A 23,670-nucleotide genomic window follows, 5' to 3' on the forward strand; every position below is an offset into this window, starting at 1 on the left:
AGGCTAACCTGCCGTGCCGACCAACGGTCGGCACCCACCGAAGCTGATCCGCAGCCTGCCCTCGACCCCACGTACACGCCCAGGCTGGCAGGCTGGTCGTCATGGCTGAACCGCTCCCCCTGCGTCCGCCACCGCCATTGCTGGACGACGCCTGTGCGTTGTTCCTCGATGTCGATGGCACCCTCATCGAATTCGCTGCACGACCGGATGCCGTGCAGCTCCTGCCGGATGTGCGCGAAGCCATCGGCCGCATCAGTGACCGCCTGGAAGGCGCCGTGGCACTGGTCAGTGGCCGACCGCTTGAACAGCTGGACCAGCTGTTCGCTCCCCTCCAGCTGCCTGCCGCCGGCCTGCATGGGCACGAACTGCGCGGCGAGGACGGTCGTGTGCTGCGCGACGAGCACGACGACGACACCGCCGAGTGGCTGCACGCGCTGCACCAGCAGGCGATGCGCTTTGCCCACGGCCATCCCGGCGTGCTGGTGGAAGACAAGGGCGTCGGCCTGGCCCTGCATTGGCGCGGTGCGCCGCACGCGGCAAGTGATGTGCGCGCCTTCGCCGATCGCCACGTGCGGGGCCGCGCCAGTTACCGCCTGCAACCCGGCGACCATGTGGTCGAGTTCGTGCCCGTCGGCACCGACAAGGGCCGTGCCGTGCGCCGGATGATGCAGTACCTGCCCTTCCGCGGCCGCCTGCCGGTGTTTCTCGGTGACGACCTCACCGATGAATTCGGCTTCGATGCCGCCAACAGCCAGCATGGCTGGAGCGTGCTGGTGGGTGAACGTGAACCCAGCGCGGCGGTGTTCGCGCTGCCCGACATACGCAGCGTGCACGCCTGGCTGCGTGAGAATGCCTATTGACCCGGCCAACCCCCACGGCCGCAACCGAGATGTACCGCGTGATGACCCAACCCGATCTTGATCTGGGCGTGGTCGGCAACGGCAGCTTCGGCGCCCTGGTCGACAAACGTGCCCGCGTTGTCTGGAGCTGCCTGCCGACCTTCGACGGCGACCCTACCTTCTGTGCGCTGCTGGGCCCCAACCAGCAGACCGGTGGCGACTTCGCCATCGAGCTGGAAGACTTCGCCAGCAGCGAGCAGGAATACCTCACCAACACGGCGATCCTGCGCACGGTGCTCCGCGACGCGCACGGCGGCGAACTGGAAATCCTGGATTTCGCCCCCCGCTGGCGGCAGAACGACCGCTTCTACCGGCCGGTCAGCCTGATCCGCCAGGTGCGTCCGCTGGCTGGCAGCCCGCGCATCACCGTGCGTGCGCGCCCGCTGGCCGACTGGGGCGCACGCGTGCCAGAGTCGACCTGGGGCAGCAACCATGTGCGCTGGATCCTGCCGGAGCACGTGCTGCGGCTGACCACCGATGTGCCGGTGCGCTTCGTGCGCGACGGCCTGCCGTTCGTGCTCAACCATCCCATCCACCTGATCCTGGGCGTGGATGAGTCACTCAACCGGTCGATCAGCGGCTACGTGCAGGAAGCCTTCCAGCGCACCCGCGACTACTGGCGCGAATGGGTGCGCTACCTGTCCATTCCACTGGAGTGGCAGGACGCGGTCATCCGCAGTGCGATCACGTTGAAGCTGTGCCAGTACGAGGACAGCGGCGCGATCATCGCGGCGATGACCACTTCCATTCCAGAAGCACCCGGCAGCGTGCGCAACTGGGACTACCGCTACTGCTGGCTGCGCGACGCGGCTTTCGTGGTGCGGGCGCTGAACCGTCTCGGCGCAACGCGCACGATGGAACAGTTCCTCGGCTACATCTTCAACCTGGCCACCACCGACGGCACGCTGCAGCCGCTGTATGGCATCGGCTTTGAAGCCAAGCTGGACGAAGACGAAGTGCCCAGCCTGTCCGGTTATCGCGGCATGGGCCCGGTACGCCGCGGCAACCTGGCCTGGGTGCAGCGCCAGCACGATGTCTACGGCAGCGTGGTGTTGGCCTCCACGCAGCTGTTCTTCGACCGCCGCCTGCAGGATCCCGGCGACGCGCACACCTTCGCCCGCCTCGAACCGCTGGGCGAACAGGCCTTCGCCCTGCATGACGTGCCCGATGCTGGCCTGTGGGAGTTCCGTGGCCGCACCGAAGTGCACACCTACACCAGCGCGATGTGCTGGGCCGCCTGCGATCGCCTGTGCAAGATCGCCGTGCGCCTGAAGCGCGATGACCGCGCTCACTACTGGCGCGAGCGCGCCGACACCATCCATGCGCGCATCATGGCCGAGTCCTGGAATGAGGAACTGGGCCACTTCACCGATACCTTCGGCGGCCATCGCCTGGACGCCTCGCTCCTGCTGCTGGCCGACATCGGCTTCATCGATGCGATGGACGCCCGCTTCATCGCCACCGTCGATGCGATCGGCCGCGACCTCAAGCATGGCAATTCGCTGTACCGCTATGTCGCGCCAGATGACTTCGGTGAGCCGGAAACCAGCTTCACCATCTGCACGTTCTGGTACATCGATGCGCTGGCGGCGATCGGGCGCATGGACGAGGCGCGCGAGATGTTCGAGCTGCTGCTGAAGCAGCGCAACCACCTGGGCCTGCTGTCGGAGGATCTGGCCTTCGACAGCGGCGAGGCCTGGGGCAATTTCCCGCAGACCTATTCGCACGTCGGCCTGATCACTGCCGCGATGCGCCTGTCGCGGTCCTGGCAGGAGGCATCGTGAGTCGTCTGGTGGTGGTTTCAAATCGTGTGGCCGTACCCGGCGAGAACCGCGCCGGCGGCCTGGCTGTCGGCCTGCTGGCCGCCCTGAAGGAACGCGGCGGCCTGTGGTTCGGCTGGAGCGGCAAGACGGTAAAGGACGGCAGCGGCACGCTGCACCGGCAGAAAGACGGTGACATCGACTACGTCACCATGGACCTGAGCAAGCGCGAGGTGGACGGCTACTACAACGGCTTTGCCAACCGCACGCTGTGGCCGCTGCTGCACTTCCGCCTGGATCTGGTCGACTACGACCGTGCCACCCGCGAGACCTACCACAAGGTCAACGCACTGTTCGCCGACAAGCTCGCGCCCTTGCTGCGCGAGGATGACATCGTCTGGATCCACGACTATCACCTGATCCCGCTTGGCGCACTGCTGCGCGAGCGTGGCATCGGCTGCCGCATCGGCTTCTTCCTGCACATCCCGATGCCCTCGGCCGACCTGCTGCAGGCGATGCCCGACCACCTGCGGTTGTTCTCCGCGCTCTACGCGTATGACCTGGTGGGCTTCCAGACCCAGCGCGATGCCGATCGCTTCCAGACCTACCTGCGCCTGTTCGGCGGCGGTCGGGTACTCGCCAACGGCGAGCTGGAAGCACCCGGCGGGCGTCGTTTCCGCGCGGCGGCGTTCCCGATCGGCATCGACACCGAGCTGATCGCGCGTCAGGCCGGTACCGCCGCCACCAAGGCCGCCGTAAAGAACCTGCGCGCGAGCCTGCGTGATCGCCAACTGGCGATCGGCGTTGATCGCCTGGATTATTCCAAGGGCCTGCCCGAGCGCTTCCTCGGCTTCGAACGGTATCTTGAGCGCCATCCCGACCAGCGCGGGTCGCTGACCTACCTGCAGATCGCCCCCGTCTCGCGCGGTGATGTCACCGAGTACCGGCAGCTGCGCAGCCAGCTGGAGCAGATCGCCGGCCACATCAACGGTGGCCACGCCGAGCCGGACTGGACACCGCTGCGCTACGTCAACCAGAACTTCACCCATGCCACCCTCACCGGTTTCTACCGTGCAGCGGCGGTGGGGCTGGTCACGCCCCTGCGTGATGGCATGAACCTGGTGGCCAAGGAATACGTGGCCTCGCAGGATCCGGAGGACCCGGGCGTGCTGGTGCTGTCGCTGCTGGCCGGCGCCGCCGATGAACTCAAGCAAGCACTGCTGGTGAACCCGCACGACCTGGATGGCGTTGCCGACGCCATCGCCACCGCGGCGACGATGTCGCTGCGCAAGCGCAAGGAGCGCTGGCACGCCATGATGGAGCACCTGCGCACCTACGACATCAACCACTGGCGGCGCAGCTACCTGGACGCACTGGAAGGCTGAGGAAAAAGGGGACGGAGGGGATTAAGTCGTTTGTGCACAAACGACTTAATCCCCTCCGTCCCCTTTTTCTTCAATCCAGGAACCGCGCAGCCTGCTCCGGTGCCGGCAGATGACAGGCATCATGCCGCCCGAACCAGCGGTAGCGGTTGCGCGCCAGCGCGCGATACGCGGCATCCCTCCAGCCGCGCGGCACCATCCGCAGCACGCCGGTCAGGCGCCAGGCGCCGTCCAGCCCGGCCAGTACACGCAGGATGGCATCGGTATCGGTCCAGGCGCCCTGCGCGTCCAGCAGCAGGAACGACATCGGGTCCTGCGGGTCCAGCCCGTGCGCGCGCAACATCGCGCTGCCCTGCTGCCCCTGCATCGCTGCAAAACGGTAGCGCCCCTTGCGGTCGAAACGCAGCAGGAAGCGCACCCAGCGGTTGCACAGGGCGCACACGCCGTCGAACACGATCACCGCGCTGCCAGTCCCGGCGGCGCCGTCACTGTGGTTCGAGCCAGCCTTCATAGCGGATCAGGGCTCCCACCCAAGGCAACCTCACATCAACCCGGAAAGTGTAACGCTCGCCGCGCCAGGCTTCACGGCAGCGCACACCGCCGAACCAACGCGTCGGCAGCGGCAGCAGCCCGAACGCCCAGACCCGCCGCACCGACCAGTCGATACCACCCTCGCGGGCCTGCAACGCGAACTCGAAGCGCACCGCGCCCAGCTGCTCGCGCAGAAGCCCTTCGTGCGCCCACAGCCGCGACACCATCGGCCAGCGGTCGAACCGTCGCGCCCACTGCTCGCCCTGCCCGCGTGCACTGAACGCCACTTCGGTGGGCAGCGCGTCGCCGTCCTTCGGCAGCCGCGCCAACGCGGCCAGCAGCGGCACCAGCCAGTGCCGCCCTCGCACGATGCGCGCCTGCCCCACGTAGCGGCAGGGCAACGACGCGGCATGCAGCGCCTGCACCGGCGCTGCCAGGGTGGCGAAGGCCGGCCCCATCACGCGCGCGAACAGCGGCGTGGTCAGGGCGCGATCCAGGCCAGGGTCGCCATGCGCCCGGTACGACGGTCGCGCCGGTGCGAATACAGGTCAGGATCGGCCATGGTCGACACCGTGCCGCCATACACCTGCGCCGGGTCCATCCCCGCCGCCTGCAACCGCTGCCGCGCCAGCGCGAACAGGTCCACCTTCCAGTGGCCCGGCCGGGTCGCCACGAACGCCGCTTCGGCGGCCGGATCATGGCCGACGAAGGCGTGATAGACCTCTTCGCCGATCTCGTAGTCGGCCGGCCCGGCCGCCGGGCCCAGCCAAGCCCGCAGCTGCGCCGGCGGCGTCTGCAGGGCGGCCACCGTGGCCTCCAGCATGCCGTCAGCCAGCCCACGCCAGCCGGCATGGGCCGCACCCACCTCGCTGCCATCGGCCGCGGCAAACACCACCGGCAGGCAGTCGGCGGTCAGGATCGCCAGCACCACGCCCGGCACCGAAGTCACCGCGGCGTCGGCCACCGGTTCGCTGGTGCCGGGCACCGGTGGCGCGGTGAAGCGCAGCACGGTGCTGCTGTGCACCTGGCGCAGCCAGTGCGGTGCCGAGGGCAGTGCCAGCCCCTCCTGCAGCAGCTTGCGGTTGTGCTCCACGTTGGCCGGGGTATCACCATCGGCCGCGTGCCGGTTGCCGAGGTTGAACTGCGCGAACGGCGCCGGCGAAATGCCCGCGCCATGCCGGCGCGTGGTCAGCGCATGGACGCCTGCCGGCGCCGGCCAGTCCGCCTGCAGCAACGGCAGCGCGGCGGCCATCACCAGCGATCCCGCTCGCGGGCGGCGAAGGCTTCGCTGTCTTCGCGCAGCACCTTCATCAGGTGCAGCATGTCCTCCGGCACCGGCGCGGTATTGCGCACCGGCTCACCGGTGATCGGATGCATGAACTCCAGGGTCTCGGCGTGCAAGGCCTGGCGCTTGAAGCCGCGCAGCGCGGCCACCAGCTCGTCGCTGGCACCCTTGGGCAGCTTCAGCGCGCCGCCGTACAGCGGGTCGCCGATGATCGGATGGCGCACGTGTGCCATGTGCACGCGGATCTGGTGGGTACGGCCGGTTTCCAGGCGGCACTCCAGCGCGGTGTGCGCACGGAAGCGCTCGCGCAGGCGGTAGTGGGTCACCGCTTCCTTGCCGTCTTCGCGCACCGCCATCTTCAGCCGGTCGCGCGGGTGGCGGTCGATCGGGGCATCGGCGGTACCGCCTGCCACCAGCGCGCCCATCACGATGGCCAGGTACTGGCGGTGCACGTCACGGGCCGCCAGTTGCTCGACCAATGCAGTCTGGGCTTCCAGGGTCTTGGCCACCACCATCACGCCGCTGGTGTCCTTGTCCAGGCGGTGCACGATGCCCGCGCGCGGCAGCACCGCCACCGACGGGTCGCGGAACAGCAGCGCGTTGACCAGGGTGCCGCTGTGGTTGCCGGCGCCGGGGTGGACCACCAGGCCGACCGGCTTGTTGATCACCAGCACATGCTCGTCCTCGAACAGCACGTCCAGCGGGATGTCCTCCGGCTGGGCGTCGGTCTGGGTTTCCAGCACCACGTGGAGGGTCACCACCTCGCCGCCGCGCAGCGGATCGCGCGGGCGCACCTGGGCGCCGTCCAGCAGGACGTCACCGGACTTGATCCACTCGGTCAGGCGCGAACGCGAATATTCGGGGAACAGTTCGGCCACGACGGCATCGAAACGACGGCCGGCGGCGGTGTCGGGGACGATGGCCTGGCGGGCCGATTCAGAGGGTTGTTCAGACATGGCAGGGGGCATTCTTTGAAATTTTGGGGTCCCGGCGGCCGGTTTCAGTCGCTGGACAGGACACTAGGCTATCATCGACCCTTCGTATTCCAGCCGCGTCCCGCCTCGACCCCATGATCCGACGCTCCGCCATGCTCTCCGCGCCCGTCCGCCTCACCGCCCTGCTGCTGGTGCTGGTCATCGCCGCAACCGGCTGCCACCGCGGCGCCAAGAAGGGTGATCGCCCCGACGAAGGCGTGCCGGTCGAACAGCTGTACGAGAAAAGCCACAAGCTGATGCAGGGCGGCAACTGGAGCGGCGCCGAAGCCAGCTTCCGCCGCCTGGTGGCCCAGTATCCGTATGGCCCGTACACCGAGCAGGCGATGATCGAAACCGCCTACGCCCAGTACAAGGCCGGCAAGCACGATGACGCGGTGTCCAGCATCGACCGCTTCATCCGCACCTACCCGACGCACCGCAACATCGCCTACCTGTACTACCTGCGCGGCCTGGCCAATTCCAACCGCAGTACGGTTTTCCTGCGCCGCGTATGGTCGCTGGATGCCAGCCGCCGCGACCTGTCCACGCCGCACCAGGCGTACTCGGACTTCAACATCGTGGTTGATCGTTACCCGAACAGCCGCTACGCCGCCGATGCGCGCCAGCGCATGCTGGAGCTGCGTGACGTGTTCGCCCAGCACGAGCTGGACAACGCCCTGTACTACATGCGCCGCGGCGCCTGGGTCTCGGCCGTGGGCCGCGCCAACTACCTGCTGGAAACCTACCCGCAGAGCGCCTTCCAGTACGACGCCGTGGCCGTGCTGGCCGATTCCTACACCCACCTGGGCAACAAGACCCTGGCCGACGACGCCCGTCGCGTCCTGCAGCTGAACCAGCCGGATCACCCGTGGCTGGAAGGCAAGTGGCCGAAGTACCCGTGGATGATCCGCAAGCTGAACCCGTTCGCCGGCGAGAAGTCCGCCAGCACCGGCCAGCGCAACGCGCGACTGGAGAAGAAGTAAGAGAGGGCCCCGAAAGGGGCCTTTTCTTTGTCGGTAGATCCACGCCATGCGTGGATGGTTCGTGCACCAATCGACCACGACACTCGGAATGCTACGAATCCCCGGCAGTTGCGACGGCGGTCGCACCCCGCCTGGGCGGGGGTGTCCACACTGCGGCGCTGCGGCCACACCGGCCATCACGGAGCGCCCCATGCCGACACGGCCCTGTAGTTTCCGTTTCCTGTCCTGCCTTCTCGCCAGCGCCCTGCTGGCGCTGACCCTGGCGCCCGCGGCCGCCGCGCGGGACGCACCGGGCGATCTGCTGTCTGCCGCCCCCTATCGCGCGCCCTGGGTGCCGTCCAGGGCCGCCCAGGCGTACAAGCTGCACTATCGCACCCCGGACCACCGCGGCCAGTTGGCCGAAGGCACTGGCCTGCTGTACCTGCCCGTCGGCGCGGCGCCTGCGGGCGGGTGGCCGGTGGTGTCCTGGGCACATGGCACCCAGGGCATCGCGGATCGCTGTGCGCCGTCGGCCTCCGGCCCCACCCATGCCGAACGCGACGGGCGCTTCCTGGACGTGTTCCTGGCCCAGGGCTATGCCGTCGCAGCCGCCGACTACCAGGGCCTGGGCAGCCCAGGCAATCATGCCTACCTGCACGTGCGTACCGCGGCGCGCAACGCCATCGACATGGTCAAGGCCAGCCGGCAGTACCTGGGCACCGCAGCGTTGTCGCCGCGCTGGGTCTCGGTAGGCTATTCGCAGGGGGGCGCGGCCGCGCTGGTCGCCGGCCACCTGGCGGCGTCCCATGGCGGGCCCTCACTGCAGTACCGCGGCAGTTTCACCGCCGGAACGCCCACCGCAGTCGAACTGACCGCGCTGGTGATGAAGCCCGACAACCGCACCGCCAATCCCGGCGCGCTCAACGCATATCACGCGTACCTGCTCGACGGCCTGCTGCAGGTTGCGCCGCAGGTCGACGGCGTGCTGAGCGAGGCCGGGCGCGCCCGCATTGCTCTGGCACGCGAGCAGTGCCTGGGTGATCTGGCCACCACGCTGGACGGCATGGATACCGGCAGCATGTTCACTGCACCGCTGACCCGCGTGCCGGGCATCTGGACGGTGCTGCATGACTACCTGGGCGTACCGCGCCGCGGCTTCAGCCAGCCGCTGATGCTGGCCCATGGCAGCGAGGACCGCGACGTGCCCTATCTGACCACCCTGCTGTACGCCGCAAGCCTGGCCGTGCGAGGTGAGCCGGTCGCGTTCCGGCGCTACCCGGTCGATCATCGCGGCACGCTGGATGCGGCGGCGGCGGATGCCCTGGCGTTCGTGCGTGCGCGGCTGGAGGACGACCACTTCAACGACGCTGCGGAGATCGCAGGCCTCGAACAACGGCTCGACGAAGCCCGGTAGATTCACGCCATGCCGGATACGCGATCCAGGAAGTTGCCGGCCAGCGGCCGGCACTACCGAATGCAGTAGATCCACGCCATGCGTGGATACGCGCTATAGGGCGTTGCCGGCCAGCGGCCGGCATCACCTGCCAACCGCTGCCTCAGCCCTTGTAGCCGTTGCTGATCGGGTAACGACGCTCGCGGCCGAACGCCCGGCGCGAGACCTTCGGCCCCGGCGCGGCCTGGTGCCGCTTCCACTCGCTGATGCGCACCAGGCGCAGCACGCGGTCAACCACGGCCGCATCGTAACCGGCGGCCACGATCTCCGTGCGCGACTGTTCCTGGTCGATGTAGCGGTACAGGATGCCGTCCAGCACGTCATAGGCCGGCAACGAATCCTGGTCCAGCTGGTTCTCGCGCAGCTCGGCCGACGGCGGGCGGCTGATCACCGCCGGCGGGATCACCGGTGCGCCGCCCACGGTATTGCGCCACTTGGACAGGCCGAACACTTCGGTCTTGTACAGGTCCTTCAGCGGCGCATAGCCACCGCACATGTCGCCGTAGATGGTGGCGTAGCCGACCGCGTACTCGCTCTTGTTGCCGGTGGTCAGCAGCAAGCCGCCGAACTTGTTGGCCAGCGCCATCAGGATCACCCCGCGGCTGCGCGACTGCAGGTTCTCTTCGGTCACGTCCGGCGCGGTGCCCTCGAACATCGGCGCCAACGCTTCCATCAGGCCCTTGAACGCCGGCTCGATCGACACCGCCTCCAGCTTCACGCCCAGCGCCTGGCACTGCTCGGCCGCCAGGTCGTTGGACAGGCCCGCGGTGTAGCGCGACGGCAGGCGCACGGCGGTTACGTTCTCCGCGCCCATCGCGTCCACCGCCATGGCCAGCACGATCGCCGAGTCGATGCCGCCGGACAGGCCCAGCCACACTTTCTTGAAGCCGTTCTTGCGGCAGTAGTCCTGGATGCCACGGGTCACCGCGCGCCAGGCCAGCGCGTCCATGCTCTCGTCGCCGTCGTCCATCCACACGTGCGGCATGAAGCGGCGGCTGGCGCCGTCGTACTCCACCACCAGCCACTGGTCGACGAAGGCAGCAGCAGCCGGGTGCACCGTGCCATCACCGTCGGCCACCACCGAGGCGCCGTCGAACACCAGCGCGTCCTGGCCACCAACCACGTTGAGGTAAGCGATGGCCGCCCCGCTCTCGCGGGTACGTGCAGCCAGCACGGCGTCGCGCTGGGCATGCTTGCCACGCTCGTACGGCGAAGCATTCGGCACCACCACCAGCTGCGCACCGGCGCGCATGGTGTCGGCCAGCGGCTCGGCAAACCACAGGTCCTCGCAGATCAGCAGGCCGACCGGAATGCCATTGACCTCGAACACACAGCTGCCGCCATCCGGATCGACATCGAAGTAGCGGCGCTCGTCGAACACGGCGTAGTTGGGCAGCTCACGCTTGCGGTAGGTCTGCTCGACCAGGCCGTCACGCAGCACGCTGGCGGCGTTGTAGACCACCGCGCCAGCCGCCTGCGGCCAGCCGACCACGGCGGTGATGCCGCGGCAGGCGGCAGCGATGCTGGCCATCGCCTGCTCGCACTCGTACAGGAAGCCCGGGCGCAGCAGCAGGTCTTCCGGCGGGTAGCCGCTCACCGCCAGCTCGGGGAACATCACCAGCTCGGCGCCGTACTCGTCGCGCGCCTGGCCGATCATCTCGATGATGCGCTCGGTGTTGCCGGCGACATCGCCGACCGGGAAGTCGAACTGCGCCATCGCGATGCGGATCGAAGCCATGGGATTCCAGCCTGTGGTTGCAATGCCGCCATTGTAACGCCGGGGTCAGATCCGTTTTGCGCAGCAAAAGGGATCTGGCCCCACACCAGACGCAGAAAGGCCGCCCGGAGGCGGCCTTTCTGTGTTCAAGCAGCCGGCCAGCGGCCGGCTCTACAGCATCGTCTGCCGGAGGCAGTCGATCTTATTTCACCAGCTTGGCGATGGCAGCGCCCAGGTCGCCCGGCGAGCGGACGGTGACAACACCGGCAGCTTCCATGGCGGCGAACTTGCCTTCCGCGGTGCCCTTGCCGCCCGAGGCGATCGCGCCCGCGTGGCCCATGCGCTTGCCGGCCGGAGCCGACGCACCGGCGATGAAACCGACGACCGGCTTCTTCACGTGGTTCTTGATGTACTCGGCGCCGGCTTCTTCAGCGTCACCGCCGATCTCGCCAACCATGATGATGCCTTCGGTCTGCGGGTCTTCGTTGAACAGCTTCAGGCAGTCGACGAAGTTCAGACCGTTGATCGGGTCACCACCGATGCCGATGCAGGTGGACTGGCCCAGGCCGACTTCGGTGGTCTGCTTGACCGCTTCATAGGTCAGGGTGCCCGAACGCGACACGATGCCGATCTTGCCCGGCTGGTGGATGTGGCCCGGCATGATGCCGATCTTGCACTCACCCGGGGTGATGACGCCCGGGCAGTTCGGCCCGATCAGCACGGTGTCCGGATGCGAACGGGTCAGCACGTTCTTGACGCGCAGCATGTCCAGCACCGGGATGCCTTCGGTGATGCAGACGATGACCTTGATGCCGGCAGCTGCGGCTTCCAGGATCGCGTCGGCCGCGTACGGCGGCGGCACGTAGATGACCGAAGCGTTGGCGCCGGTGCTCTGCACGGCATCGGCAACGGTGTTGAAGACCGGCAGATCGATGTGGGTGGTGCCACCCTTGCCCGGGGTCACGCCGCCAACAACCTGGGTGCCGTACTCGATCATCTGAGTGGCGTGGAAGGTGCCCTGCTGGCCGGTGAAGCCCTGCACGATCACCTTGGTGTTCTTGTTAATCAAAACAGACATGGGAATTCCTTGGTGTCGAATCAGGCAGCGTTCTTGACAGCTTCAACGATCTTCTTGGCGCCATCGTTGATGTTGTCAGCCGGGATGATGGCCATGCCGCTGTCGCGCAGCAGCTGCTTGCCTTCTTCCACGTTGGTGCCTTCCAGGCGCACCACGACCGGAACCTTGACGCCCACTTCCTTCACGGCGGCGATGATGCCTTCGGCAATCATGTCGCAGCGGACGATGCCGCCGAAGATGTTGACGAAGATGCCTTCGACCTTGTCCGAGGACAGGATCAGCTTGAACGCTTCGATGACGCGCTGCTTGTTGGCACCGCCGCCCACGTCCAGGAAGTTCGCCGGCTCGCCGCCGTTGAGCTTGATGACGTCCATGGTGGCCATGGCCAGGCCGGCGCCGTTCACCATGCAGCCGATGTTGCCGTCCATGGTGACGTAGTTGATGTCCAGCTCCGAAGCGATCACTTCGGTCGGATCTTCCTGGGTCTTGTCGCGCATGGCGACCAGGGCCTTCTGGCGGAACGCGGCGTTGTCGTCGCTGTCGAACTTGCCGTCCAGCGCGTACAGGTTGCCGTCGTCCAGGATGGCCAGCGGGTTGATTTCAACCAGGGCCAGGTCCTTTTCGTTGAACAGGCGGTACAGGTTCACCATGATGCTGGCGAACTGGCCGGCCTGCTTGGCGGTCAGGCCCAGCTTGAAGCCGAAATCACGGCCGTGGTAACCCTGCACGCCTTCGACGAAGTCGACGTTCAGCGAGTGGATCAGCTCCGGGGTTTCAGCAGCGACCTGCTCGATTTCCACGCCGCCTTCCGAAGAGGCGATGTAGGTGATGGTCTTGGTGCCACGGTCGACCAGCACCGACAGGTACAGTTCCTTGACGATCTCGCCGGCGGTGGTCACCAGCACCAGGTTGACCGGCAGTTCAACGCCTGCGGTCTGGTAGGTGGCCATCTTGGTGCCGAGCATCTTGGCCGCAGCGGCCTTCACGTCGTCGGTGGTCTTGCAGAACTTGACGCCGCCAGCCTTGCCGCGGCCGCCAGCGTGGATCTGCGCCTTGACCATCCAGGGGCCCTGGCCCAGGGAGTTGGCAGCGGCAACCGCTTCGTCCGGGGTCGCAGCGACCTTGCCGGCCGGGACCGGGATGCCGTACTCGGCAAGCAGTTGTTTTGACTGGTATTCGTGGAAATTCATGCGTCACCGTGGGAATAGGAACGACCGCACGCAATTCCTCAGGGCCCCGGCGGGGCGCCGGCATGGACCGCGGCGGGCCCACTATTGTGGCCGAGCCGGCGCCGGGGCGCAAAGAAGTCTGTACAAAACGCCAGACCCGGCCAGATTTCCGCCGTCATTCAGGCAGTTGCGCCCGGCGGCCCACTGGCCACCGGTATCCATCCCGGGCCAAATGCGCGATCCGGGCGGCTCCGGCGGCGCCCTGCCCGGGGCCCTATACTGGCCGACCAAGGTGTGTAGAGTCGGGCTTGCCCTGCTGCTTCCACCGCAGGCCACATCGAAGCGACGTGCCCGCCCGGCCTCAGGGGACGCCGGGCAGGCCCGCCGCAGATTCCAGACCCAGGCAGCCAGAAGGGGAGTTCCGGCGTGTCACCCAGTGCTTCATTGATCGACCGCATCGAATCGATTCCGCGGCGTGAGCTGTACTTCTTCGCGCTGTACCGGGTGCTGATCGCCTCGGTCATCGCCGCCCTGCTCTACAGCCCGCTGTCGGCCATGGTCGGCGAAGCGCACCACCCGCGGCTGGCCGACACCGTCGCCGCCATCTATCTGGTGCTGTCCCTGCTGGCTCTGGTGATCGGCCGCAACGAACGCTGGCTGCGCCCGATCGTGGTCAGCGGCGTGCTGGTGGATATCGTCGCCGCCACCCTGTTGTCGCATGCCCTGCCCGGTGCCAGCGCCGGCATCTCGATGTCGCTGCTGTTCAACATCGCCGCCGCCGCCACCCTGCTGCCGCTCAGCCTGGGGCTGGGCCTGGCCCTGGCCGCCAGCCTCGCCACCGGCGTGGAGTACACCTGGAAGCTGCTGGAAGGCGGCGACCCCACCCGTACCCTGGCCGAACTGGCGATGTTCGCCACCAGCTACCTGGCACTGGCCTTCATCAGTTACCAGGTCGGCAGCCGCGCGCGCCGCAACCAGCAGCTGGCCAACCAGCGCGGCGATGAAGTGGCCAACCTGTTCCAGATCAACGAGCTGATCATCCGCCGCATGCGTACCGGCGTGCTGGTGGTCGACGCCGACAACCGCGTCACCCTGGCCAACGAGGCCGCCTCGATGCTGCTCGGTGACAGTGATGGCAGCGGCGAAAGCGGCCGCCTGGACCTGGCCAGCGCCGCCCCGGAACTCGCCCGTCGCCTGCAGCGCTGGCGCAATGGCTGGGCGCAGGACGAACTACCGCTGCAGCTCAACCCCGACCAGCCCGAAGTGCAGCCGCGCTTTGCCCGCCTGCTGGCCGGCAGCGACCTGGCCCTGGTGTTCCTGGACGACTCCAGCGTGGTCTCGCGCCGCGCCGAATCGCTCACCCTGTCGGCGATGGGCCGCTTCTCGGCCAGCCTCGCCCACGAGATCCGCAACCCATTGGCCGCGATCAACTACGCGGTGCAGCTGCTGGAAGAAGGCACCGGCTTCAACGAAAGCGACCGCCGCCTGCTGCAGATCATCCGCCAGCAGTGCCAGCGCACCAACGGCATCGTCGAAAGCGTGCTGGGCCTGGCCCGGCGCGAGCGCGCCACGCCGGAGAACGTCGACCTGGCCGCCTTCGTGCGCCGCTTCGTGCTGGAGTACAAGCAGGGCCAGACGCTGGAGACCGACAGCATCGAGCCGATCATCAACGACACCTCGGTGCTGGCCCAGGTCGACACCAAGCACCTCTACCAGGTGCTGACCGTGCTGGTGCACAACGCGCTCAAGTACGGGCGCATCGGCCAGCAGCCGGCGCGGGTGCGCCTGCGCGTGGCGCAGCACGAGCGCAGTGCGGTCATCGACGTGATGGACCGTGGCCCCGGTATTCCCGAGAGTGTGGCCGCACAGTTGTTCCGGCCGTTCTTCACCACGTCCGAGCATGGCACCGGGCTGGGCCTGTATATCGCCCGCGAGCTGTGCCGGGCCAACCAGGCGCGGCTGGACTACATCCCGGTTCCCGCTGGAGGCTCCTGCTTCCGCCTGGTGCTGCCCGGCCCGCATACGCTGTTGCCCACCTGATCTCGATTCTGTGCGTCAAACATTTGTCGCTTCCAGCCCCCTCGTTTATCTTTCACGCCCATGAACGAAACCCGCAGCGCCCTCGTCGTCGACGACGAACGCGACATCCGCGAACTGCTGGTACTGACGCTCGGCCGCATGGGGCTGCGCATCAGTACGGCAGCCAACCTTGCAGAAGCGCGCGAACTGCTGGCCAGCAATCCGTACGACCTGTGCATCACCGACATGCGCCTGCCGGACGGCAATGGCATCGAGCTGGTCAGCGAGATCGCGCAGCACTACCCGCGCACGCCAGTGGCGATGATCACCGCCTTCGGCAGCATGGACCTGGCCGTGGAAGCGCTGAAGGCCGGCGCCTTCGACTTCGTCAGCAAGCCGGTGGATATCGCCGTGCTGCGCGGCCTGGTCAAGCACGCGCTGGAACTGAACAACACCGAGCGCCCCGCGCCCGGGCCCGCCGCCGAACAGGGCGCACGCCTGCTCGGCGATTCGCCGGCCATGGACGTGCTGCGCACCACCATCGGCAAGGTCGCGCGCAGCCAGGCGCCGGTCTACATCCTCGGCGAATCCGGCGTGGGCAAGGAGCTGGTCGCACGCACCATCCACGCCCAGGGCGCCCGCGCGGCCGGCCCGTTCGTGCCGGTCAACTGTGGCGCCATTCCCGGCGAGCTGATGGAAAGCGAATTCTTCGGCCACCGCAAGGGCAGCTTCAGCGGCGCCCACGCCGACAAGCCCGGGCTGTTCCAGGCCGCGCATGGCGGCACCCTGTTCCTCGACGAAGTGGCCGAGCTGCCGCTGCAGATGCAGGTGAAGCTGCTGCGCGCGATCCAGGAAAAATCAGTGCGCGCGGTGGGCGCGGCTACCGAGGAGCCGGTGGACGTGCGCATCCTCTCGGCCACCCACAAGGACCTGGCCGAGCTGGTCGAGGACGGGCGCTTCCGCCACGACCTCTACTACCGCATCAACGTGATCGAACTGAGGGTGCCGCCGCTGCGCGAGCGTCGCCAGGACCTGCCGGAACTGGCCGCATCGGTACTGGCACGGCTGGCCCGCAGCCATGGCCGCCCGACGCCGTTGCTGGCGCCGTCGGCGCTGGACGCACTGGCCCAGTACGCCTTCCCTGGCAACGTGCGCGAATTGGAGAACATCCTGGAACGCGCGCTGGCCCTGGCCGAAGAAGACCGCATCGGCGCCGACGACCTGCGCCTGCCGCAGCATGCCCCGCGCACGCCCGGCAGCGCAGCACACGCCGAGGCCGTGGTGGACCTGCAGCCCGGCAGCGCCGCCCTGCCCTCGTACATCGAACAGCTCGAGCGCAGCGCCATCCAGCGCGCGCTGGAAGAGAACCGCTGGAACAAGACCCGCACCGCCGCGCAGCTGGGCATCACCTTCCGCGCGCTGCGCTACAAGCTGAAGAAGCTGGGGATGGAGTAAGGAGGGCCCGACGCGGGCCACCCCATCCACGCACGACGCAGATCTACTGTAGAGCCGAGCCCACGCTCGGCTGCTCTTCGAACCATCAGCCGAGCATAGGCTCGGCTCTACCTCAATCCTTGGTAACGCGGTTGATCTCGGCCAGGCTGGTGACACCCGCCGCCGCCTTCTTCAACGCCGACTGGCGCAGATCGTTCACCCCGATCTGCTGTGCGGCCTCGGCAATCTGCAACGCATTGCCACCGGCCAGCACGATCGTGGCGATCTCGTCGGTCATCGGCATCACCTGGTAGATACCGGTGCGGCCCTTGTACCCCTCGGTGCACTCGTCACAGCCGACCGCCTCGTACAGCTCGATACCCGCATCCAGCTGCGCCTGGGTAAAGCCTTCAGCCAGCAGCGCGTGCTCTGGCAGGTTGGCCGGGCGCTTGCAGGTGTTGCACAACCGGCGCGCCAGGCGCTGGGCGATCACCAGGGTCACCGAGCTGGTGATGTTGTACGGCGCGATGCCCATGTTCATCAGGCGCGCGATGGTCTGCGGTGCATCGTTGGTGTGCAGCGTGGACAGCACCATGTGGCCGGTCTGCGCCGCCTTGATCGCGATCTCGGCCGTCTCCAGGTCGCGGATTTCGCCGACCATGATGATGTCCGGATCCTGTCGCAGGAACGAGCGCAGTGCCGCGGCGAAGGTCATGCCGCGCTTGTTGTTCTGCTGCACCTGGTTGACGCCGGGCAGACGGATTTCCACCGGGTCTTCGGCGGTGGAGATGTTGCGCGTCTCGTCGTTGAGGATGCCCAGCGCGGTATACAGCGACACCGTCTTGCCCGAACCGGTCGGGCCGGTCACCAGCACCATGCCGTACGGCTTGTGGATGGCGTCCAGGAACAGCTTCTGCTGGTCCGGCTCGTAACCCAGCTTGTCGATGCCCAGCTTGGCCGCGCTGCCGTCCAGGATACGCAGCACCACCTTCTCGCCGAACAGGGTCGGCAGCGTGCTCACGCGGAAGTCGATCTGCTTGGTCTTGGACAGGTTGAGCTTGATGCGTCCGTCCTGCGGCACGCGCTTCTCGGCGATGTCCAGCTGCGCCATCACCTTCAGGCGCGCGGCGATGCGCTGGTTCAGCTTCACCGGCGCGCGCGCCACCATCTTCAGCAGGCCATCGATGCGCAGGCGCACGCGATAGTCGTCTTCATAGGGCTCGAAGTGGATGTCCGAGGCGCCCTTGCGGATCGCGTCCACCAGCACCTTGTTGACGAACTTCACCACCGGGGTGTCATCACCCTTGGCATCGATGCCGGAGTCGCCGGCTCCGGAAATGTCTTCGTCACCGCCGGACACATCCAGGTTGCCAATGCCATCGTCGTCACCGCTCAGCGCGTCGCCCAGCGTGTCATGGCTGGCATGCCACTGCTCGAGCGTGCGGCGGATCTGGTCTTCATCCACCAGGATCGGCTCCACCACCAGGTTGGTGTGGAACTTGATCTCGTCCAGCGAATGGGTCGGGTTGCTGGTGCCCACGAACAGCTTGCCGCCGCGCCTGAACAGCGGCAGCACGTTGTGCTTGCGCAGCAGCTCCTCGCTGACCAGGCTCATCGCGTTCTGGCTGGCGTCGAACGTGGACACGTCGAACAGCGGCATGCCGAACTCGACCGCGTTGGCCGCCGCCAACTGGGCCGCCCCGACCACCTTGTTCTGCGCGAACCAGGTCGGCAGCGGCTGGCGGGCCGCAGCGGCCTTGGCCATGGCGTCGCGGGCGGAAGCCTCGTCCAGCGCACCATCCTGGACCAGGCGACGGGCCAGGCCGGTGATGCCGACGAGATTGGCGGTGGTTACGGCGTTCATATGGATCCTTGGCTCATCATGGGTCAGGCAGTGCGGCGCGCCTTCCAGAGGCACCGCACAGGGCAGCAGAACCTGCCGCGACCCGATGGCCGACGACGACGCCAATCCTTCAGCATGACTGCCTCGCCCGGCACTCCCAGCCCGGCAGGCACGATCCTGACTCCCCCGGGGATGATAGCCCCGTCAACGGCCCGCCAACATCCCATTGGCAGGCCGAAGTGTGATCAACAGCCGGTTGGGCGATAGCGCGCTTCGAAGGCGCTGCCGTCGCAGGTCCAAGTGCCGTCGGCTGCGCGACGGAGGACCAAGTTCTTGCCCGATACTGGCGCCCCTCCAACGAGAGTGCACGTGATACTGCCCACGCCCGTCGCCGCCAGTTCCGCTGAAACCGCAGAACACCTCGTACTCGGCTTGAGCCCAATGTATTCCGCGTTAACCAGAGATGCGTTCTGGTTGTCCTGGGCAACGGACTCCATCGTGGTCTTACCCGGCCGGATATCCGACAAAGCTGCAGCCAAATCAGCCTTGGCCACGTAATCCTGATACATCGGCAATGCAATAGCTGCCAGGATGGCAATGATGGCAACTACTATCATCAGCTCGATCAGTGTGAAACCCCTAGTTCGCTTCATGGCTCCCCCAGCTCATGAGTGAGTTATCGCCCTTCCAAACGAAAGAAGCCCCGCTTTCGCGGGGCTTCTTCCGGAGCGCTTTAGGCGCCGGTGCAGCCCGTCGGGGCGTACTTCTTCAGTACGGTCGTGGCACAGGTCCAAGTACCGTCAGCAGTGGCGCGGGTCAGGGTGATGGTCTTGTCCTTCACCTGAGAGTTACCAGCCAGGGTGCAGGCGATCGACGCTGCACCGGAAGACGCGGTGCCCTTCACGGTGACGGTCGGGCAACGGGTCGAAACCTTCAGACCGATGTCAGCCGGATCAGCGAAATCCTTGCCTTCGTTGAGTGCGACCTCAGCAGCGGTCTTGCCGCTGGTGACTTCGGCCAGGCCCGCCGCAGTCTGCGACTTGGCCACGTAGTCCTGGTACATCGGCAGGGCGATGGCGGCCAGGATGGCGATGATCGCAACGACGATCATCAGTTCGATAAGGGTGAAGCCCTTCTGGTTCTTCATTTGGTACATCCCCAAGATAAGTGGTGGTTGATTTCAGAAGTCAGGATCGGTCTGACCAGCGGCCAGCTGAGCGGGTCCTGCCCCCTGCGGGTGGATCAACGCAGGTTGCGTGCCAACCCCGGCACGCCTCCCCCTGGATTTCCCCGCGCCCATGATGGCAGCTATTTCACGGATGGGAACCCCCCGGATGCGAATCTGCGATGGACGCGGCAATGTGACGCAGTGCGTCACCTTTGGCCGGCAACCGGCACGAATTCGCATCATGGGCCCCTTGGCAACTGCCCAGACGGGCATGAACCCGCTACCATCGACGGCTAGACGCCCGCCTGGGGATGGCGGGTCTTGGGGAGCCGATATGTCTGTCAGTCGCAGTGCGATCAAGAAGGAGCCCGTGGCGCGCAGCACCACGGAACTGCAGCCGTTTGTCTGGGAGGGGACCGACAAGCGGGGCGTGAAGATGAAAGGGGAGCAGGCCGCGAAGAACGCGAACCTGCTGCGGGCTGAACTACGCCGCCAGGGCATAAATCCCGGCGTGGTCAAACCCAAGCCCAAGCCGCTGTTTGGCGCGGCCGGGAGCAAGATCACACCCAAGGAAATCGCTTTCTTCAGCCGGCAGATGGCCACCATGATGAAGTCAGGCGTACCCATTGTGGGGTCGCTGGACATCATCGCGAACGGGCACAAGAACCCGCGCATGAAGAAGATGGTGGATGGCCTGCGCACCGACATCGAGGGCGGCTCGTCGCTCTATGAGGCTGTCAGCAAGTACCCGGTACAGTTCGACGAGCTCTACCGCAACCTGGTACGGGCCGGTGAAGGCGCCGGTGTCCTGGAGACGGTGCTGGACACTGTTGCCAACTATAAAGAGAACATTGAGGCGCTGAAGGGCAAGATCAAGAAGGCGATGTTCTACCCGGCGATGGTACTTGCGGTTGCCCTGCTGGTCAGCGGCATCCTGCTGGTCTGGGTCGTACCGCAGTTCGAAGACGTATTCAAAGGCTTCGGTGCAGACTTGCCGGCGTTCACGCAGTTGATCGTCAACATGTCTAGATTCATGGTCTCATGGTGGTGGCTGATCCTGCTGGTCATCATTGGCTCGGTAGTAGGCTTCATCGCCGCTTATAAGCGTTCACCGAAACTGCAGCACAGCATAGATCGGCTGATACTGAAGCTGCCGGTCATTGGGCAGATCATGCACAACAGCTCGATCGCCCGCTTTGCCCGTACCACCGCCGTGACCTTCAAGGCGGGCGTACCACTGGTGGAGGCACTGAGTATCGTGGCCGGCGCTACCGGCAATACGGTTTACGAGCATGCCGTATTGCGCATGCGCGACGACGTGTCGGTCGGTTACCCGGTCAACATGGCCATGAAGCAGACCGCCCTGTTCCCGCACATGGTCATCCAGATGACCGGCATCGGTGAAGAGGCGGGCGCCCTGGACGCCATGCTGTTCAAGGTGGCCGAGTACTATGAGCAGGAGGTCAACAATGCCGTTGACGCCCTGAGCAGCCTGCTGGAACCTGTGATCATGGTGATCATTGGTACCATCGTCGGCGGCATGGTCATCGGCATGTACCTGCCGATCTTCAAGCTCGCTTCCGTCGTCGGATAATCACTACATGGCATTTCTCGACCAGCATCCCGGCCTCGGCTACCCCGCCGCGGCCGCCCTGGGGCTGCTGCTGGGCAGTTTCCTCAACGTCGTCATCCTGCGCCTGCCCAAGCGGCTGGAGTGGCAGTGGAAGCGCGATGCGCGCGAGGTCCTGGAAGAACCGGACTTCTACGAGCCCCCGCCACCGGGGATCGTGGTCGAGCCCTCGCACTGCCCGCACTGCAAGCACAAGCTGAGCTGGTACGAGAACATCCCGCTGTTCAGCTGGATCATCCAGGGCGGCAAGTGCCGCCACTGCAAGGCGCCGATCTCGCTGCAGTACCCGCTGGTCGAGGCCCTGACCTCGGTATTGGTGCTGGCCTGCGTCTGGCAGTTCGGCTTCGGCTGGCAGGGCTTCGGCGCCATCGTGCTGACCTGCTTCCTGATCGCCTTGTCCGGCATCGACCTGCGCACCCAGCTGCTGCCCGACCAGTTGACCCTGCCACTGATGTGGCTGGGCCTGATAGGCAACATCGACAACCTGTACATGCCGGCCAAGCCTGCATTGGTCGGCGCGGCGGTGGGCTATCTGTCGCTGTGGATGGTCTGGTGGCTGTTCAAGCAGTTGACCGGCAAGGAAGGCATGGGCCACGGCGATTTCAAGCTGCTGGCCGCCCTCGGCGCCTGGTGCGGGCTGAAGGGCATCCTGCCGATCATCCTGCTGTCGTCGGTGCTGGGCGCCATCATCGGTTCGATCTGGCTGTACACCCGGGGCCGTGACCGCGCCACGCCGATCCCGTTCGGCCCCTACCTGGCCATCGCGGGCTGGCTGTACTTCATGTGGGGCGCGCCCGTGGTGGAGCAGTACCTGGTGTTGAGCGGACTGCGCTGAGGGGAATCCCCATGAGCCGCTATGTGGTTGGCCTGACCGGCGGCATTGCCGCCGGCAAGAGCGAGGTGACCCGGCGCTTCGAGGCGCTGGGCATCGTGGTGGCCGACGCCGATCTGGCCGCCCGCGCGGTGGTTGCCGCCGGCAGCCCAGCCCTTGACCGTATCGCCGAGCGCTTCGGCGCCGGCATGCTGCAGGCGGATGGCAGCCTGGACCGGGCGCGCCTGCGGGCCCACGTATTCGCCGACCCGGCCGAACGGGCGGCACTGGAAACGATCACCCACCCGGCCATCCGCCTGCTGATGCAACAGCAATGCGCGCAGGCCGCCAGCCCCTATGCGATTGCCGCCATTCCGCTGCTGACCGAGGTCGGTGGGCGGCAGGCCTACCCGTGGTTGGACCGGGTATTGCTGGTGGATGCGCCCGAAGCCGTGCAGCACGCCCGGCTGATGCAGCGCGACGGCATCGACGCCGCGCTGGCCGACAAGATGATCGCCGCCCAGGCCAGCCGCGCGCAGCGGTTGGCACTGGCCGATGATGTAGTGGTCAACGATGGTCACCCCGAGGACCTGCAGGCGCAGGTGGAACGGGTGCATGAGCGGTATCTGGGGTTGGCTGGGGGCTGAGGCCTGGCTGCCGGCCAGCGACCGGCACTACCGAAGCGCATCCGCGCATTGCGGCGATTTACCCTGCACCAGCGTGGAACTGCTGTAGAGCCGAGCCCGTGCTCGGCTGCGATCATCAAGCCGAGCATTGGCTCGGCTCTACAAAGCGTTCTGCATCCACGCATGGCTTGGATCTACTCCAACTGCAGACGGGCATAACGGGCCAGTTCTCGTGCGCCGAGCAGCAGGCCGTCGACGACATCCGGGCTGAGCTGCTGGTGGGCACCGCCCTGTTCGCGGGCGGCTTCGGCGGCGTGCAGCACCTGCATGAGTGCATTCAAGCCGGCCAGGGTGCGGCTGAGACCGGCCATGGTGGCCGCTTGGGCCGGGCTGAGGCCCTGCGCTTCCAGTCGGCGACCGTCGGCTGCATCGCGACCGTCCATGCGGGCCAGCAGCGCGGGCAGCAGATCCTTGGGATCATCGAGCAGGGTTTCGATGCGCGCGGCGACGTCGGCCGGCAGCAGGTCGGCGGCTTCGCCGATCAGGGCGTGCAGTTGAGGGAACACGGGGCGTGCGGACATGGTGAATCTCCTCGCAGACGACGAGCCACCTGCGGATGCGAGGTGGCGGACGGTGCGGGTTGGCGTACCGGAGACCCAACAACTCAAGCGCGAGGAAAAAGACTCCAGCGGATTCTGATGAATCCCCACGCACCATCCGCCGAAACGAGGCAGGCGATGCATTTTCCATGATGAGCCGCAGCCCACCCGGAGCGCTTGAGTTGAAGGTTTTTTTCAGGACGCCAATCCCGGCCAAGGCACCTGCCCCGGCCGACCCATCTGGCCATCACGCAGCGCTGTGATCTGTAAGGAAATTCTCAAGCCGCCGCTGAGGGCACGAATGCGTGCACGCGGACACGCACGCGGCGT

The 23,670-nt window shown here is 66.7% G+C and carries 21 protein-coding genes; 10 read left to right on the plus strand and 11 right to left on the minus strand.

Features of this window, described 5'->3' with window-relative positions; translation table 11 throughout:
- Window positions 1-101 precede the first annotated feature (101 nt).
- From otsB to otsA, 3 genes are read left to right on the plus strand one after another with little or no spacing between them, the layout of a single operon-like run.
- Entirely contained in the window at window positions 102-860 is a 759-nt protein-coding gene (otsB, locus tag AC5QAB_RS03060) for a trehalose-phosphatase (protein ID WP_014648189.1), read from the plus strand.
- A gap of 41 nt (window positions 861-901) precedes the next feature.
- A complete protein-coding gene (locus AC5QAB_RS03065) occupies window positions 902-2,683 on the plus strand; it encodes a glycoside hydrolase family 15 protein (protein ID WP_032960733.1) in 1,782 nt (593 codons plus the stop codon).
- Entirely contained in the window at window positions 2,680-4,044 is a 1,365-nt protein-coding gene (gene otsA, locus AC5QAB_RS03070; protein WP_014648191.1) for an alpha,alpha-trehalose-phosphate synthase (UDP-forming), read from the plus strand. The genes AC5QAB_RS03065 and otsA overlap by 4 nt, the downstream gene beginning before the upstream one ends.
- Window positions 4,045-4,114: 70 nt before the next feature.
- Here the strand turns inward: otsA and AC5QAB_RS03075 are convergent, their stop codons facing one another.
- The 4 genes from AC5QAB_RS03075 to rluD are packed head-to-tail and all read right to left on the minus strand — an operon-like array spanning window position 4,115 to window position 6,813.
- Window positions 4,115-4,552: a thiol-disulfide oxidoreductase DCC family protein gene (locus tag AC5QAB_RS03075; protein WP_075076084.1), complete on the minus strand. Its 438-nt coding sequence runs from the start codon at window positions 4,550-4,552 to the stop codon at window positions 4,115-4,117.
- On the minus strand, window positions 4,527-5,030 hold the full coding sequence (locus tag AC5QAB_RS03080; protein WP_495233148.1) for a DUF4166 domain-containing protein: 504 nt from the start codon (window positions 5,028-5,030) through the stop codon (window positions 4,527-4,529). The genes AC5QAB_RS03075 and AC5QAB_RS03080 overlap by 26 nt, the downstream gene beginning before the upstream one ends.
- A gap of 23 nt (window positions 5,031-5,053) precedes the next feature.
- The gene (pgeF, locus tag AC5QAB_RS03085; RefSeq protein ID WP_495233149.1) at window positions 5,054-5,824 is read right to left on the minus strand and encodes a peptidoglycan editing factor PgeF; all 771 of its coding nucleotides are present in this window, start codon (window positions 5,822-5,824) and stop codon (window positions 5,054-5,056) included.
- A complete protein-coding gene (gene rluD, locus AC5QAB_RS03090; protein ID WP_014038257.1) occupies window positions 5,824-6,813 on the minus strand; it encodes a 23S rRNA pseudouridine(1911/1915/1917) synthase RluD in 990 nt (329 codons plus the stop codon). The genes pgeF and rluD overlap by 1 nt, the downstream gene beginning before the upstream one ends.
- 113 nt (window positions 6,814-6,926) lie before the next feature.
- Between rluD and AC5QAB_RS03095 the strand changes: the two genes are divergently transcribed.
- Entirely contained in the window at window positions 6,927-7,814 is an 888-nt protein-coding gene (locus AC5QAB_RS03095) for an outer membrane protein assembly factor BamD (RefSeq protein ID WP_032960726.1), read from the plus strand.
- Window positions 7,815-8,004: 190 nt separating this feature from the next.
- The gene (locus AC5QAB_RS03100; protein ID WP_495233150.1) at window positions 8,005-9,207 is read left to right on the plus strand and encodes a lipase family protein; all 1,203 of its coding nucleotides are present in this window, start codon (window positions 8,005-8,007) and stop codon (window positions 9,205-9,207) included.
- Window positions 9,208-9,349: 142 nt separating this feature from the next.
- On the opposite strand, the gene AC5QAB_RS03105 is transcribed toward AC5QAB_RS03100, so the two are convergent.
- The 3 genes from AC5QAB_RS03105 to sucC all read right to left on the minus strand — a co-directional run bounded on the left by AC5QAB_RS03105 (window position 9,350) and on the right by sucC (window position 13,231).
- A complete protein-coding gene (locus tag AC5QAB_RS03105; RefSeq protein ID WP_126411295.1) occupies window positions 9,350-10,984 on the minus strand; it encodes an NAD+ synthase in 1,635 nt (544 codons plus the stop codon).
- A 181-nt stretch (window positions 10,985-11,165) separates the two neighbouring features.
- On the minus strand, window positions 11,166-12,041 hold the full coding sequence (sucD, locus tag AC5QAB_RS03110; protein ID WP_005410793.1) for a succinate--CoA ligase subunit alpha: 876 nt from the start codon (window positions 12,039-12,041) through the stop codon (window positions 11,166-11,168).
- Window positions 12,042-12,061: 20 nt separating this feature from the next.
- Window positions 12,062-13,231: an ADP-forming succinate--CoA ligase subunit beta gene (gene sucC / locus AC5QAB_RS03115; RefSeq protein WP_004154430.1), complete on the minus strand. Its 1,170-nt coding sequence runs from the start codon at window positions 13,229-13,231 to the stop codon at window positions 12,062-12,064.
- A gap of 405 nt (window positions 13,232-13,636) precedes the next feature.
- On the opposite strand from sucC, the gene AC5QAB_RS03120 reads away from it, so the two are divergent.
- Both AC5QAB_RS03120 and AC5QAB_RS03125 read left to right on the plus strand, forming a co-directional pair.
- Window positions 13,637-15,250, plus strand: coding sequence for a sensor histidine kinase (locus AC5QAB_RS03120; protein ID WP_014648198.1), 1,614 nt, complete (start codon window positions 13,637-13,639; stop codon window positions 15,248-15,250).
- A gap of 60 nt (window positions 15,251-15,310) precedes the next feature.
- Complete coding sequence (locus AC5QAB_RS03125) at window positions 15,311-16,684, plus strand: sigma-54-dependent transcriptional regulator (RefSeq protein WP_014648199.1); 1,374 nt, start codon at window positions 15,311-15,313, stop codon at window positions 16,682-16,684.
- A 112-nt stretch (window positions 16,685-16,796) separates the two neighbouring features.
- Here the strand turns inward: AC5QAB_RS03125 and pilB are convergent, their stop codons facing one another.
- The 3 genes from pilB to AC5QAB_RS03140 form a co-directional block, all read right to left on the minus strand.
- Entirely contained in the window at window positions 16,797-18,527 is a 1,731-nt protein-coding gene (gene pilB / locus AC5QAB_RS03130) for a type IV-A pilus assembly ATPase PilB (RefSeq protein WP_495233151.1), read from the minus strand.
- 224 nt (window positions 18,528-18,751) lie between these two features.
- Window positions 18,752-19,159: a pilin gene (locus tag AC5QAB_RS03135; protein WP_075076080.1), complete on the minus strand. Its 408-nt coding sequence runs from the start codon at window positions 19,157-19,159 to the stop codon at window positions 18,752-18,754.
- Window positions 19,160-19,239: 80 nt separating this feature from the next.
- Window positions 19,240-19,653: a pilin gene (locus AC5QAB_RS03140; protein WP_075076079.1), complete on the minus strand. Its 414-nt coding sequence runs from the start codon at window positions 19,651-19,653 to the stop codon at window positions 19,240-19,242.
- 355 nt (window positions 19,654-20,008) lie between these two features.
- Between AC5QAB_RS03140 and AC5QAB_RS03145 the strand changes: the two genes are divergently transcribed.
- Genes AC5QAB_RS03145 through coaE form a run of 3 tightly spaced genes read left to right on the plus strand, consistent with a single transcriptional unit; the run spans window position 20,009 to window position 22,762 of the window.
- Window positions 20,009-21,268 (plus strand): type II secretion system F family protein, encoded by a 1,260-nt coding sequence (locus AC5QAB_RS03145; RefSeq protein WP_075076078.1) that lies wholly within the window; start codon window positions 20,009-20,011, stop codon window positions 21,266-21,268.
- A 7-nt stretch (window positions 21,269-21,275) separates the two neighbouring features.
- A complete protein-coding gene (locus AC5QAB_RS03150; protein ID WP_005418626.1) occupies window positions 21,276-22,139 on the plus strand; it encodes a prepilin peptidase in 864 nt (287 codons plus the stop codon).
- Between the two features lie 11 nt (window positions 22,140-22,150).
- Window positions 22,151-22,762 (plus strand): dephospho-CoA kinase, encoded by a 612-nt coding sequence (gene coaE, locus AC5QAB_RS03155; protein WP_032957216.1) that lies wholly within the window; start codon window positions 22,151-22,153, stop codon window positions 22,760-22,762.
- 173 nt (window positions 22,763-22,935) lie between these two features.
- Here the strand turns inward: coaE and AC5QAB_RS03160 are convergent, their stop codons facing one another.
- Window positions 22,936-23,322, minus strand: a complete 387-nt coding sequence (locus AC5QAB_RS03160) for a hypothetical protein (protein WP_032957214.1) — start codon at window positions 23,320-23,322, stop codon at window positions 22,936-22,938.
- Window positions 23,323-23,670: the final 348 nt, after the last annotated feature.

It is taken from the genome of Stenotrophomonas sp. YJH_SMC_127, from assembly GCF_059372445.1.

What these genes read in the sequence shown, in the direction of transcription:
- otsB (WP_014648189.1), top strand. Translation starts at nt 102, where the DNA reads ATGGCTGAACCGCTCCCCCTGCGTCCGCCACCGCCATTGCTGGACGAC.
- AC5QAB_RS03145 (WP_075076078.1), top strand. Translation starts at nt 20,009, where the DNA reads ATGTCTGTCAGTCGCAGTGCGATCAAGAAGGAGCCCGTGGCGCGCAGC.
- coaE (WP_032957216.1), top strand. Translation starts at nt 22,151, where the DNA reads ATGAGCCGCTATGTGGTTGGCCTGACCGGCGGCATTGCCGCCGGCAAG.
- AC5QAB_RS03100 (WP_495233150.1), top strand. Translation starts at nt 8,005, where the DNA reads ATGCCGACACGGCCCTGTAGTTTCCGTTTCCTGTCCTGCCTTCTCGCC.
- AC5QAB_RS03150 (WP_005418626.1), top strand. Translation starts at nt 21,276, where the DNA reads ATGGCATTTCTCGACCAGCATCCCGGCCTCGGCTACCCCGCCGCGGCC.
- pgeF (WP_495233149.1), bottom strand. Translation starts at nt 5,824, where the DNA reads ATGGCCGCCGCGCTGCCGTTGCTGCAGGCGGACTGGCCGGCGCCGGCA.
- sucC (WP_004154430.1), bottom strand. Translation starts at nt 13,231, where the DNA reads ATGAATTTCCACGAATACCAGTCAAAACAACTGCTTGCCGAGTACGGC.
- AC5QAB_RS03160 (WP_032957214.1), bottom strand. Translation starts at nt 23,322, where the DNA reads ATGTCCGCACGCCCCGTGTTCCCTCAACTGCACGCCCTGATCGGCGAA.
- rluD (WP_014038257.1), bottom strand. Translation starts at nt 6,813, where the DNA reads ATGTCTGAACAACCCTCTGAATCGGCCCGCCAGGCCATCGTCCCCGAC.
- AC5QAB_RS03065 (WP_032960733.1), top strand. Translation starts at nt 902, where the DNA reads ATGACCCAACCCGATCTTGATCTGGGCGTGGTCGGCAACGGCAGCTTC.
- AC5QAB_RS03080 (WP_495233148.1), bottom strand. Translation starts at nt 5,030, where the DNA reads ATGGGGCCGGCCTTCGCCACCCTGGCAGCGCCGGTGCAGGCGCTGCAT.
- AC5QAB_RS03075 (WP_075076084.1), bottom strand. Translation starts at nt 4,552, where the DNA reads ATGAAGGCTGGCTCGAACCACAGTGACGGCGCCGCCGGGACTGGCAGC.
- AC5QAB_RS03140 (WP_075076079.1), bottom strand. Translation starts at nt 19,653, where the DNA reads ATGAAGAACCAGAAGGGCTTCACCCTTATCGAACTGATGATCGTCGTT.
- sucD (WP_005410793.1), bottom strand. Translation starts at nt 12,041, where the DNA reads ATGTCTGTTTTGATTAACAAGAACACCAAGGTGATCGTGCAGGGCTTC.
- AC5QAB_RS03135 (WP_075076080.1), bottom strand. Translation starts at nt 19,159, where the DNA reads ATGAAGCGAACTAGGGGTTTCACACTGATCGAGCTGATGATAGTAGTT.
- AC5QAB_RS03095 (WP_032960726.1), top strand. Translation starts at nt 6,927, where the DNA reads ATGATCCGACGCTCCGCCATGCTCTCCGCGCCCGTCCGCCTCACCGCC.
- pilB (WP_495233151.1), bottom strand. Translation starts at nt 18,527, where the DNA reads ATGAACGCCGTAACCACCGCCAATCTCGTCGGCATCACCGGCCTGGCC.
- AC5QAB_RS03105 (WP_126411295.1), bottom strand. Translation starts at nt 10,984, where the DNA reads ATGGCTTCGATCCGCATCGCGATGGCGCAGTTCGACTTCCCGGTCGGC.
- AC5QAB_RS03125 (WP_014648199.1), top strand. Translation starts at nt 15,311, where the DNA reads ATGAACGAAACCCGCAGCGCCCTCGTCGTCGACGACGAACGCGACATC.